Source organism: Dyella agri, from assembly GCF_044904705.1.
Taxonomy (GTDB): domain Bacteria; phylum Pseudomonadota; class Gammaproteobacteria; order Xanthomonadales; family Rhodanobacteraceae; genus Rhodanobacter_A; species Rhodanobacter_A agri.
In genome coordinates this window covers 148577-160905 of the sequence record NZ_JADIKL010000008.1, presented here as the reverse complement: position 1 = coordinate 160905, position 12329 = coordinate 148577, and the positions used below count along the sequence as shown (strand labels likewise).

Below are 12329 nucleotides of genomic sequence, written 5' to 3'. Positions count from 1 at the left end.
CGAAACGGAGGCTGTCATCGCGCCGACGCGCAAAGCGCGCCTCAACGAGCAAGGGCTCCCCAGCCAGCTGCACGCACCAGGATCATCGATCACTGGCGGCAGGAATACGGCGAGGAACGAGCGATGAGGGTAGCGGGCCGGCCGGTACTCGCCGCCCATGCGGAACGGCGAGCGCGCAATCCGGATCCCAAGCCGCCCTGCCACTCGAAGCGGGGATGTCGGCGGCAATGACATCGGCGATGCCGGGACTGCACGAACCCACGCAACCATGCCCGGCAACCCAAAAGAGATCCCGACAGGAGGGGCCACTTGGAGTAAGGGTAAACCCCTCCTGTCGCTAGCGTCGATTCGCCAACACACAGAATCCTTCCATGCGGGAAACCTTGAAGCCGGGAAACGGTCGCTGATCGCCAAAAGGCTCACGACATAGGGTCGCCACCGGCCTTGCTGCATGCTCGGCCATGGATATACGCATGGGAATCAGACGATTCCTAAAAAAGAACCGAACAAGACAAGAAACGCCGACCGAATCGCGGTGGCATGGCGGAGTAGGCACCGCCTGGCGGCGAACGTTTGCCGCCAGCAGCGCGGGCGGCTCAGAAACGCGGGCCGCAGACCCGCGCGTAGTCGTAGAGTTGGCTGCTGTTGGCGAGGCCGAGCTTGCGCATGGCATCGCTTTTCTGCTGGCTCACGGTTTTGACGCTGCGGTGCAGCTTCCCGGCGATCTGCGTCACGCTCAAGCCGCTTGCGTACAAACGCAGCACTTCCGCCTCGCGTCCGGACAGCATGGCCCGATTGACAGCCAGGCCTGCACCCTGCCTGGAGACCGCAATATCCACGCTCGCCTTGGCCAGGCTCGCCCGCACTTGTTCGCTCAGGTAGGTTCGTCCGTGCATCACTGCCTGCACCGCCAACAACAGCTCCCTGGTCAGGGCGGCCTTGCCGACCAGGCCGTTGGCGCCCGCCGTGAACATGCCGCGCACCAGCGCTGGATTGCTGACCATGGTGAGCACGATGACCGGCAGCCGCGGATGCTTGCGGCGCACCCTTCGCAACAAAGTCAGACCGTCGCCGCCATCCCCGTCGGGCATCGCAAAGTCGGTAACCAGCAGGTCGCAGGGCTCGCGTTCAAGCAGCACCAGCAATTCGCCGCCGCTGGTCGCTTCACCCACGACCCGCAAGCTTTGGTGCCGACTCGCCACAAGGGCTTTGACGCCCATCAGCACCACCGGGTGATCGTCCGAAACGACGATCCTGATCGGGAACCTGCTGTTTTCCACGCCGCGAGACCGCCCTGCACACCCGAGCCGACCCCATATCGTCCGGTCGGCATGCGCTCCTTTTGAAAATGGACTTCGTCTGCCGCGCCCCTTTCGGTCACGATGTTGCCGTGTCGGCCATCGCGACTGCCGGAACCGCGGTGGCGAGAGCGTGCATCACGCGCAGCGCTGCCAGCGTCCCCGCCCTGTCCGCGCATTCGGCATGCAGCAGAAATCGGATCCCGACAGGCAACTCCCCAGGGGAAGGGGTTACCTGCCGCCGACACGGAGGTCGACACATACCGGTCCTTCGGCATGCGGGAGTCGGTGAAGGGACGTCCAGCGGCAAGTCACGGCGAGCTCATCGCCATGAAGTGGCAGACATCACGCTTCATGGTCAGGATTGTGTGATGGGTATCCGGCGATTTGAATCAGACGATTCTTAAAAATTCGGCTGATGACAGCAGCAATCGTGCAAGGGGCGGTCGCGCCGGCCGGCCCAGGCCTCGGGATGCGTGCCCCGAGGGAAGCGCCCGCACCTCAGGAAAGCAATCCGTTGGCGCGGGCGAATTCGAACAACTCGCGATTGCTTTCCAGCCCGAGCTTGCGCATGGCGTCGTTTTTCTGCTTGCTGATCGTCTTCACGCTGCGTTGCACCGTTTCGGCAATCTGGGTGACTTTGAGGCCCTGGGCATACAGGCGCACCACCTCCGCCTCGCGCACCGAGAGCGCCGCGATGGCCGCCGACTTGTCGTCGGCACCCTCTGTGGCCTGGTCGTTCGCACTGGAAACGCCCGCGCTGACGTAACTGCGCCCGGCGGACATCGCGACGATGGCGCGAAGCAGTTCGGTGGTCATGCCGGTCTTGTCCACGACGCCTTGCACGCCCAGCTTGAGCATGCCTTGCAGCAGCGCGGAGTTGTGGATCATCGTGAGCACGATGACCGGCAGCTCGGGCCAGGTTTCGCGCAACCTGCGCAGCATGGGCAGGCCGTCGTCCCGGTGACTTTCGCCCGGCATCGAGAAGTCGGTGATCAGCAGGTCGCACGGCCTGGTTTCCAGCATGTCCAGCAGCTGCTGGCCACCATGCGCTTCGCCCACCACCTGGAAGGCATCGCCCTGGGTAGCGAGGATCGCCTTGACCCCCATGATCACTACCGGATGGTCATCGCAGATCACTATGCGCATGTCGATCATCTTCTTCGCTGAATCTATACGGCAGCGGCTCAATCTATGCGGCCGCGGCCCAAACATACCCGCCCCGGCGCCGCGAGCGCCACCCGGCCGCCTGAACGGGGGGCTTGCTGCCGCCCCACCCGGCCTGCAGGCTATGTCCATGCAGAAGCCAGCCAGGCATGCCGTCATGCGCATGGAAATTCCGGGAAACCATCGAGCCGTCGCCATGCGCTGGCGACGATTCCGGACATCGCCCACACGCACCCGCTGCCTGCCCTGACATGAAGACGGCCGCCACCTCTCTTCCCGTAGCCGATTGGTTGCACACCGCCAGTGGCCCCTGGCAGGGCCCCACCTTGCTGCTGGCCGCGTTGCTGGTACTGATGGCGCTGCTGGCGCTGGCGCTGCTGTGGCATGTCCGCAAACAGCGCGGAATGCTGCGTCGCGCCGGCCATTACCTTGCCGTCGAACGAGACTTGCGCGGCGTCGCCACGCATGTGCCAGTGGCGATCTTCATGTTGCGCATGGCGCCGGACGGCATACTGCGACTCGACCCGCTGGCCGGCGACCTGGCCGCCGTGGCGGGGCTGGAGCCCGCGGCGTTGCCGTCCGGCGGGAATCCACTGCAAGCCCCTTCGTTCCGCGAACGTGTTCACCCGGAAGATCTTCTCCCGCTGTCGCAACTGCTGGAGCTGTCGCCACAAGCGGACCCGCCGACGCCATCGCGCATGCTGGATTTCCGCGTGCGCGCACCGGAAGGCATGCGATGGCTGCACCTCGAGCTCGCCGCCCAGACGCTGGCAGATGGCGGCGTGCAGTGGATCGGCTGCCTGTTCGACGCCTCGCGCAGCCGCGCGCACGACGAGGCGCTGCGTGCGGCGCGCGACGCCGCGGAACGCGCCGCCAAAGCGCGGGCGGATTTCCTCGCCACCATGAGCCATGAGATCCGCACGCCGATGAACGGCGTGATCGGCATGCTCGAACTGCTGCAGCAAACGCCACTCGATGCCGCGCAAGGCGAGCTGCTGCATGCGGTGGAGGATTCGGCCTCCGTGCTGCTGCAGATCCTCAACGACGTGCTGGATTTCTCCAAGCTGGAGGCCGGCAGCCTCCGGCTCGACCGCGCACCGTTCGATCCGCGCACCCTGGTGGACAACGTGGTGGGCGTGATGGCCGCCTCGATGCGACGCAAGGGGTTGCAGGTCGACGTGCTGGTCGACGCCGCCACCGCCGGCCTGCTGCTGGGCGACGGGGTACGCATTCGGCAAATCCTGTTGAACCTGCTTGGCAACGCCGCGAAATTCACCGAGCGCGGACGCATCGCGGTCGCCTGGCGGGTCCTCGGCGACGACGGCGGAACGCAGCTGCTTCGCATCACCGTCAGCGACACCGGCATCGGCATTCCCGAGGAGAAACAAGCCGCGCTGTTCACTCCGTTCAGCCAAGCCGAGGACTGGACGGCACACCGCTATGGCGGCACCGGCCTTGGCCTGGCGATCAGCCGCCATCTGGTGCAGCTGATGGACGGCGAGATCGGGCTTGCGAGCCGCCCCGGCGAAGGCACCACGGTGACGCTGCAGTTACGCCTGCCGGTGGCGCGCCGCGAACCCGAAGGCTTGTCCGGCGCGGCGCCACGCCATGCCCTCGTGCGCCTGCGCGAGACGGGAACGGCTGCGGCGCTGGCGGAGCACCTCGCCGCGCTCGGCCTGACTGTCGAGCGCATCGACCCTACTCTTCCGCTGCGTACCGGCATGGCCGCCGACCTGCTGTTCCTGGACGAGGACGACCGCGACAGCGGGCACGCCATTCCCGCCCGCGTGGTGGCCATCACCATGCGCGACGAGCCGGCAGCCGCCGTCGCCACGGACGACGAGTGCATCCTGCTCGCCGCCAATCCGTTGCGATGGCAGGCGTTGCTGCGCGCCTGCACACAGGCGCTGGCGCCACGGCATGCATCCGGCGCCCCATCGACGGAGGAAACGCCCGGTCCACCTCGCTCCGTGGTGGCTTCGAAGCGGGCGCGCCGGCGTACGCAACGCATCCTGGTGGCCGAGGATCACCCGGTCGGCCAGCAACTCATGCAGCGCCAGCTCGAACTGCTGGGCTGGCCCTTCGACATGGTGAGTAATGGGCACGCCGCGCTGGCCGCCCTGCAACGCGGCGGTTACGCCTTGCTGCTCACCGACTGCAACATGCCGCGGATGAGCGGCTATGAGCTGGCGACCGCCTGGCGCCAGCGCGAACACGCAGGCAGCGCTTCGGCACGCCTGCCTATCGTCGCGACCACCGCCAATGCGCTCGCCGGCGAGCTGGTCCGCTGCCGCGAGGCCGGCATGGACGACTGCCTCAGCAAACCTTTGCAGCTGGAGCCGCTGGAACGGAAGCTCGAACAATGGCTGGATGGCGGCGACAGCGATACAACCGATGCCGCGGGAGCCGGCGCCCAGGCATCCTCCCTCCCCTCCGGCTCCGACGACACTGGTGCCGATATCGCTCCCGATACATGGCGCCGCCAGTTGCTGCCGATGCTGATCGCCACCAGCCGCGACGACCTGGACGAACTGTCCGTCGCGATCGCCCGGAACGACTCCGAGAGCGCGTGGCAACGCCTGCATCGTCTTTTGGGCGCACTGCCGCTAGTGCTCGACGACCCACTGATCGAGGAAGGGCGGCAACGGCTGGAAAGCCTGCGCGCGGGCGAGAACGCCACGTTGCCCGGACTGGCTTCCTATGTCGATGCCATGCGCCAATTGCTGAACCGGGTGGAACAAACGAACGTCTGAGTCAAGCGGCGGCGCGTGGATATTTCGTGCTCCATCCCGCAGAATGCACGCATTCCCGCAGCACGCCGCCGCCACTGGAAGTGAGGCACCGAACTGCTTGCACTGCCCGGGCGCAGGGGGCCCCGGCACTTTACAGGACACTTCATGAAGCGTCTGACCGGATGCGTGACGCCGATCCGCAAGCTCGCCGTGCTCGCCTTGCTGACCATCGGTTTGCTGCCCTGCGCGCAGGCAGCCGACTGGACCTATCGCGTACGACCCACCGACAACATCTGGGATCTCTCCCGGCGCTACCTGAAACCCGGCGTGTCGTGGCAGCAGTTGCAGCTCTACAACAAGGTGGCCGACCCCTACCACCTGCCGCCGGGCATGCGCCTGCAAGTGCCGATCGCCTGGCTGCGCGTGCAGCCGGCCGAGGCCACGGTGGTGGCGGTGATCGGCAGCGCACACGCGCAACAGAGCCCCCAGGCCCAGTCTGAGGACGTCAAGGCCGGCATGTCGTACGGCATGGGTGCACACCTGAGCACCGACGACGGCGCCAGCCTCACCCTGCAGTTCGCCGACGGCTCGCGTGTGCTGATGCAGGGCGGCAGCGAACTGGAACTCGATCGCCTCAGCGCCTACGGCCGCACCGGCATGGTGGACACCCGGCTGCGCCTGCAGCACGGCCGCCTGGTCAACGACGTCACCCATATCGACGGCGCCGCGCACTTCAGCGTGCAAACGCCGAGCTCGATCTCCAGTGTGCGCGGCACGCATTTCCGCGTGGCGGCCGACGGCAATGACCGCGCACAGACCGAGGTGCTCGGCGGACGCGTCGATGTCGACGGGGCGCGCCGGCACGTGTTGCTGCCCGCCGGCAAGGGCACGATCGTGGCCGCCGGTCAGCATCCTGGCCAACCACGCCCCCTGCTTGCCGTACCAGATCTGCACTGCCCGCAACAGCCGGTCACCCGCGCCGCCTGGGCATTCCGCTGGTCCGCGCTGCGCGGCGCGGCGCAATACCGTGTGCAGGTCGCGCCGGACAAACAGTTCGAGGCCTTGCTGATGGATCGCGTCGTCAGCGAAACAGGTGTCAACCTGCCCGACCTGCCCGACGGCAACTACGCGATCCGCGTGCACGGCATCGACGCGCAGCGGCTGGAAGGCGAGGATGCGAGTTGCGCGATCACGATCAGCGCGCATCCGCAGCCACCGCTGGTGATGGAGCCGCAGCCGGGGAGCAAGGTGCGCGACGCCCGTCCGCATTTCCATTGGACTGAGAACACCGAAGCGGCCTCGTATGCGTGGCAGCTGGCCAGCGACGACGCGTTCCAGCACTTGCTGGGCGAGCAGGCCACGCTCACCGGCGACGGTGTGCGTGCACCGCAGGCGCTGCCGCTTGGCCACTACTGGTGGCGCATCGCCAGCCGCGACCGCAACGGCAAGCTGGGGCCGTACAGCGATCCGATGCCGTTCGACCGCGTGGCCGAACCGCCGGTACCGGCGATGAACGCGCCCAAGCATTCCGGCAAGCAGATGGACTTCGGCTGGCAGGCCGGCCTGCCCGGCCAGCATTACCGCGTGCAGATGGCGCGCGACCTCGACTTCGCCCACCCTGTGCTGGATACGACAGTCGCGGAACCGACCCTGCAGATCCCCAAGCCCGCCCACGGCACCTGGTTTCTGCGCGTGCGCACCATCGACACCGACGGCTACGCCGGCCCCTGGAGTCCGGCGCAGAAGGTGAAGCTGCCCTGCATCGCCTGCCGTATCGCACTGGGCGGCGGCGGCGCAGCCGCGCTGTGGCTGCTGTTGTGATGCGAACCGGGATGCGCTGACCGCCATGCACGACCACGCCCTGCCGGATCGCCACGCCGCGCCACGCTACCTCGATCCCTTCGCGTGGCTGGTACGCATGGTGGTTTGGGCGCTGGCAGTCGGCGTGCTTGCGCTGTTGATGGCCAGCAACCGCGCCGCACGGCTGGACCACGCGCTGTACGACCTCCACATGCGTCACTGGGGCTGGGATCCCGGCAACGATGTGGTCATCGTGGCGATCGATCCGGCCAGCCTCGACGCGCTGGGGCGCTGGCCTTGGCCGCGCGAACTGCATGCACGGCTGATCGACCGGCTCACCGCCGCAGGTGTGCGCGGCATCGGCATGGACGTCACCGTATCCGAACCCAATGTGGCCCACCTGCAGAACGACCAGGCGTTCGCCGCCGCCATCGCGCGCAACGGCCGCGTGGTGATGCCGGTGTTTGCCGAAGCCCAGGAACTGGGCGGCATGCTGCAGGAGATCCTGCCGATCCCGGCCGTGGCGAAGGCCGCCGCGGCGATGGGCCAGGTGGACGTGGCGGTGGACGACGATCGCGTGGTGCGCAGCGCCTATCTGATGGCCGGTCTCGGCAGTCCGTACTGGCCCTCGCTGGCGCTGGCACTGGCGCGGCTGGATCGCGATGCCGGCAGCAAGGTGCTGCCTGGCCTGCGCGACAATGCCCTCGACCCGCGCTCGCCTTATCTGTGGGAGCGCGACAATCTGGTGCGGCTGCGCTATGCCGGCCCGGACGGCAGCTTCGGCCGGGTGTCCTACGCCGACGTGCTAAACGGCAAGGTACCTGCCGCACTGCTCAAGGGGCGGCTGGTGCTGGTCGGCGCCACCGCCGAGGGCATGGGCGACATCATCAACACGCCCGACGGCAACATACCGGGTGTGGAATACCAGGCCAATGTGCTGGCCGCCCTGCGCCGTGGCGAGACCATCCTGCCGCTGAATCTTGCCGGGCAATTCCTGCTCGGGGCTTCGCTGCTGCTGTTGCCGCTGGGGCTGTACGGCCTGCCCGGCCTGCATCGCGCCTGGCGTGCGGCGGCCGTGTCCAGCCTCGCCTGCCTGCTGCTCAGCGTGCTGTTGCTGCGTCTCGCCCATCTGTGGTGGCCGCCCGCGGCCTGTGTGTTGTTGATGCTGGGCGGTACGGCCCTGCTGTGGCTGCTGGCGCGACTGGACGTGCTCACGCGTCGCCGCCAGCACCGGCGCCGGATCGCCACGGGGTTTGCCGCCTGATCGACGGCACGACGCACGCCGGCCACGCTTGACCCTGCCCGGCGGCGCCCGCATCCTGCCCGCCTTGTCTCCCCAGAATCTCCCCGCATGAGCAGTCGCTACAACGCCGCCGACATCGAAGTCCTCTCCGGCCTGGATCCGGTCAAGCGCCGCCCCGGCATGTACACCGACACCACCCGCCCGAACCACATGGCGCAGGAGGTGATCGACAACTCGGTGGACGAGGCGCTGGCCGGCCACGCGAAATCGATCGAAGTGGTGCTGCACGCGGATGGCTCGGTCGAGGTCACCGACGACGGCCGCGGCATGCCGGTGGACATCCACCCCGAGGAAGGCATTCCCGGCGTCGAGCTGATCCTCACCCGCCTGCACGCGGGCGGCAAGTTCAGCGGCAAGAACTACAACTTCTCCGGCGGCCTGCACGGCGTGGGCGTGTCGGTGGTGAATGCGCTGTCGCAGCGCGTGGAAGTGACCATCCGCCGCGACGGCAACGAATACCGCATGGCGTTCGAGCACGGCGACCGCGTCAGCGAGCTGGAGATCATCGGCACGGTGCCGAAGAAGAAGACCGGCACCACCGTACACTTCTGGCCCGACCCGAAATACTTCGACTCGCCGAAGATCTCGCTGTCCAGGCTCAAGCACCTGCTGCGTGCCAAGGCCGTGCTGTGCGCGGGCCTCAACGTGAAACTCGTCGACGAGGCCAGCGGCGAAACCAGCGAATGGTTCTACGAGGACGGCCTGCGCGACTACTTGCGCGGCGAACTGGACGGCGGCGAGGCGCTGCCGGCGGAACTCTTCGTACACCACGTGGCGCGCGACACCGAAGGCATGGACGTGGCGCTGGCCTGGCTGCCGGAAGGCGAGCTGGTGCAGGAGAGCTACGTCAACCTGATCCCCACCGCGCAAGGCGGCACCCACGTCAACGGCCTGCGCTCCGGCCTTACCAACGCCATCCGCGAGTTCTGCGACATCCGCAATCTGCTGCCGCGTGGCGTGAAGCTGGCGCCCGAGGACGTGTGGGAGCGGCTCGCCTTCGTGCTCAGCGCCAAGCTGCTCGATCCGCAGTTCGCCGGCCAGACCAAGGAGCGACTGTCCTCGCGCCAGGCCGCCGGCATGGTGGAGAACGTGATCCACGACGCCTTCAGCCTGTGGCTGAACCAGCACGTGGATCTCGGCGAGCGCATCGCCCAACTCGCCATCGAGCGCGCCAGCGCGCGGCTCAAGGCCGCCAAGCAGGTGGTGCGCAAGAAGATCGTGCAAGGCCCCGCCCTGCCCGGCAAGCTCGCCGACTGCACCTCCACCGACCTCTCCCGCACCGAGCTGTTCCTGGTGGAGGGCGACTCCGCCGGCGGCAGCGCCAAGCAGGCGCGCGACAAGGAGTTCCAGGCGATCCTGCCGCTGCGCGGCAAGATCCTCAACACTTGGGAGGTGGAGTCCACCTCGGTGCTGGCATCCGAGGAGGTGCACAACCTCGCCGTGGCGATCGGCTGTGATCCGGGCAAGGACGACCTCACCGGCCTGCGCTACGGCAAGGTGATCATCCTTGCCGATGCCGACTCCGACGGCCTGCACATCGCCACCTTGCTCTCCGCGCTGTTCCTCAAGCATTTCCCGCACCTGGTCAGCGAAGGCCATGTGTTCGTGGCGATGCCGCCCCTGTTCCGCGTCGACGTGGGCAAGCAGGTGTTCTACTGCCTCGACGAGAACGAGAAGCAGGCGATGCTGCAGAAGATCGAGCGCGAGAAAATGAAGGGCGCGGTCGCCGTTACCCGCTTCAAGGGCCTGGGCGAGATGAACCCGCCGCAGCTGCGCGAATCCACCATTCATCCCGATACGCGCCGCCTGGTTCAGCTCACCGTGGACGGCGACGACGGCACCGCGAAGATGATGGACCTGCTGCTGGCCAAGAAGCGCGCCAGCGACCGCAAGGCATGGCTGGAGGAAAAGGGCGACCTCGCCACGCTGGAGGTATAACTACCGGCACGGTTCGCCCCAGCCCCGCGCGAGTATCGTGCACGCAGCCTCCTCCGGAGCGGCTTCCCATGATGCGCGCGTCCCTTCCGCGATTCGCGTTCGCCCTCACCTGCTGGCTGGCCGGCGGGCACGCCCTTGCGCAGGATGTCGTCAAGCTCTGGCCCGGCGTCGCGCCCGGCTCGGAACACTGGACGTGGCAAGAGCAGGCGTTCCCGCACCAGCAGGTCGACCACCGGTCCATCGGCACCGTGATCGAGGACGTGGTGACGCCGACGCTCGCCGTCTACCTGCCCGAACACGGCCACGCCACCGGCACCGGCGTGGTGATCGCGCCGGGCGGCGCCTGCATCGCGCTGGTGATGGACGAGCAAGGCAGGGACGTGGCGCGCGAGCTGCAACGCATGGGCATCGCCGCCTTCGTGCTGAAGTACCGCCTCCAGCACAAGGCCGCGCAAGGCATGCCGAAGGATCTGAGCGAGGACCAGGCCTGCCGCTGGGGCATCGCCGACGCCGCCCAGGCGATCCGGCTGGTGCGCGGTCATGCGAAGGCATGGGGCGTGGCGCCGAACCGGCTCGGCCTGCTCGGCTTCTCCGCCGGCGGCATGATCGCCAGCGAGGTGCTGGTACAGAAAGACCCCACGCTGCGTCCGGACTTCGCGGCGCTGATCTATGGCGCACCCTTCGAGTCCATGCCGCCCGTCCCTGCCGGCCTGCCGCCGGTCTTCATGGCCTGGGCGCAGGACGACGCCATTGCCGGCGACGCGATGGCGCGCTTCTACCAGGCCCTGGTCAAGGCCGGCGACAACCCGGAAGCCCATATCTACGACGCCGGCGGCCACGGCTTCTCGGCACGGCAACCGGACACCAGCAGCGCGCACTGGCTGCAGGAGTTCGAGTGGTGGCTGCAATCCCGCAAACTGGCAGGCGCACCCTGAGCCGCCGTCACAACACCGGCGGTTTTCGCGGCTGCAGGTCGGCGCTAAGGTAGGCAGGTCTTCCACGGACCGCCCGCATGGCCCTCACGCCCCCCTTCGACCTGCAACGCTGGATCGACGAACACCGCCACCTGCTGAAGCCGCCGGTGGGCAACAAATGCATTGTCGACGGCGACTTCATCGTGATGATCGTGGGTGGCCCGAACGCGCGCACCGACTACCATTGGGACGAGGGCCCGGAGTTCTTCTACCAGATCGAGGGCGAGATGGTGCTGAAGGTGCAGGACGACGGCGTGGCGCGCGACCTGCCGATCCGCGCCGGCGAGATGTTCTACCTACCCCCGCGCGTGCCGCACTCGCCGCAGCGCATGGCCGATTCGATCGGCCTGGTGATCGAGCGCCGCCGCCTGCCGCACGAGAAGGACGGCCTGCTGTGGTTCTGCGAACGCTGCAACCACAAGCTGTACGAGGAGTACTTCATCCTGGACAGCATCGAGCGCGACTTCCCGCCGGTGTTCGAGCGTTTCTATCGTTCGCGCGAGTCACGCACTTGCACGAGCTGCGGCCACCTCAACCCGGCGCCGGAACGCTACGGGTAACGCACCAGCCACTTGCGGGCCATGCGCCGCAACGATGTATCGGCCTGCGGGTTGTCGACTATCCCACGCACCGGTTTCCACGCCAGTGCCAGCGATTCCTCGCTGACTGCGAACGCCTCGCTGCCGGTGGCGCGCACCACGTAGCGCACGTCGTAGTGCCAATGCTCCGGTTCGTTGCCGCGCGCCGGAATGCGGTGGGCGTCGAGATCGAAAATCTCCGGCTCGACCACCAGTTCGCCCAGGCCGGATTCTTCTTCCGCTTCGCGCAGGGCCACCCGCGCCAGGTTGGCGTCGCCATCGGCATGCCCGCCCAGCTGCAGCCAGCGCTGGAGCTTGCGGTGGTGGGTGAGCAATACGCGCTCGCCATCCGCACTCACCAGCCAGGCCGATCCGGTGAAGTGGCCGGCGAGGCGGCTGCGCTCGAACACCGCCGCATCCGACGTGAGGAATTCCTCGAAGTCCGCAACGACACCGCCTTCTTCGGGATGGCGTGCGAGATAGTCGTCCAGGGCAGCAGCGAAACGCAGGAAAAAGACCGGCATGACTTGTGGCAGGGA

At 67.5% G+C, this 12329-nt stretch carries 9 protein-coding genes; 6 read left to right on the top strand and 3 right to left on the bottom strand.

The features are described 5' to 3' along the window. Positions 1-596: 596 nt before the first annotated feature. Entirely contained in the window at positions 597-1280 is a 684-nt protein-coding gene (locus tag ISP14_RS14485; protein WP_404541153.1) for a response regulator, read from the bottom strand. Positions 1281-1799: 519 nt separating this feature from the next. Next, positions 1800-2447, bottom strand: a complete 648-nt coding sequence (locus ISP14_RS14480; RefSeq protein WP_404541151.1) for a response regulator — start codon at positions 2445-2447, stop codon at positions 1800-1802. Positions 2448-2716: 269 nt separating this feature from the next. On the opposite strand from ISP14_RS14480, the gene ISP14_RS14475 reads away from it, so the two are divergent. The 6 genes from ISP14_RS14475 to ISP14_RS14450 all read left to right on the top strand — a co-directional run bounded on the left by ISP14_RS14475 (position 2717) and on the right by ISP14_RS14450 (position 11772). Then, positions 2717-5218, top strand: coding sequence for an ATP-binding protein (locus ISP14_RS14475; RefSeq protein ID WP_404541149.1), 2502 nt, complete (start codon positions 2717-2719; stop codon positions 5216-5218). A 144-nt stretch (positions 5219-5362) separates the two neighbouring features. Further along, positions 5363-7018 (top strand): FecR domain-containing protein, encoded by a 1656-nt coding sequence (locus tag ISP14_RS14470; protein ID WP_404541147.1) that lies wholly within the window; start codon positions 5363-5365, stop codon positions 7016-7018. A gap of 25 nt (positions 7019-7043) precedes the next feature. Further along, the gene (locus tag ISP14_RS14465; RefSeq protein ID WP_404541146.1) at positions 7044-8261 is read left to right on the top strand and encodes a CHASE2 domain-containing protein; all 1218 of its coding nucleotides are present in this window, start codon (positions 7044-7046) and stop codon (positions 8259-8261) included. Positions 8262-8348: 87 nt separating this feature from the next. Further along, positions 8349-10238, top strand: coding sequence for a DNA topoisomerase IV subunit B (gene parE / locus ISP14_RS14460; RefSeq protein ID WP_404541144.1), 1890 nt, complete (start codon positions 8349-8351; stop codon positions 10236-10238). Positions 10239-10306: 68 nt separating this feature from the next. Then, positions 10307-11173 (top strand): alpha/beta hydrolase, encoded by an 867-nt coding sequence (locus ISP14_RS14455; protein WP_404541143.1) that lies wholly within the window; start codon positions 10307-10309, stop codon positions 11171-11173. Between the two features lie 77 nt (positions 11174-11250). After that, positions 11251-11772 carry a 3-hydroxyanthranilate 3,4-dioxygenase gene (locus tag ISP14_RS14450; protein ID WP_404541141.1) on the top strand — a complete coding sequence of 174 codons (522 nt, stop codon included), beginning with the start codon at positions 11251-11253 and terminating at the stop codon, positions 11770-11772. On the opposite strand, the gene ISP14_RS14445 is transcribed toward ISP14_RS14450, so the two are convergent. Beyond that, complete coding sequence (locus tag ISP14_RS14445; RefSeq protein WP_404541140.1) at positions 11763-12314, bottom strand: NUDIX hydrolase; 552 nt, start codon at positions 12312-12314, stop codon at positions 11763-11765. The genes ISP14_RS14450 and ISP14_RS14445 overlap by 10 nt on opposite strands. Positions 12315-12329 lie beyond the last annotated feature (15 nt).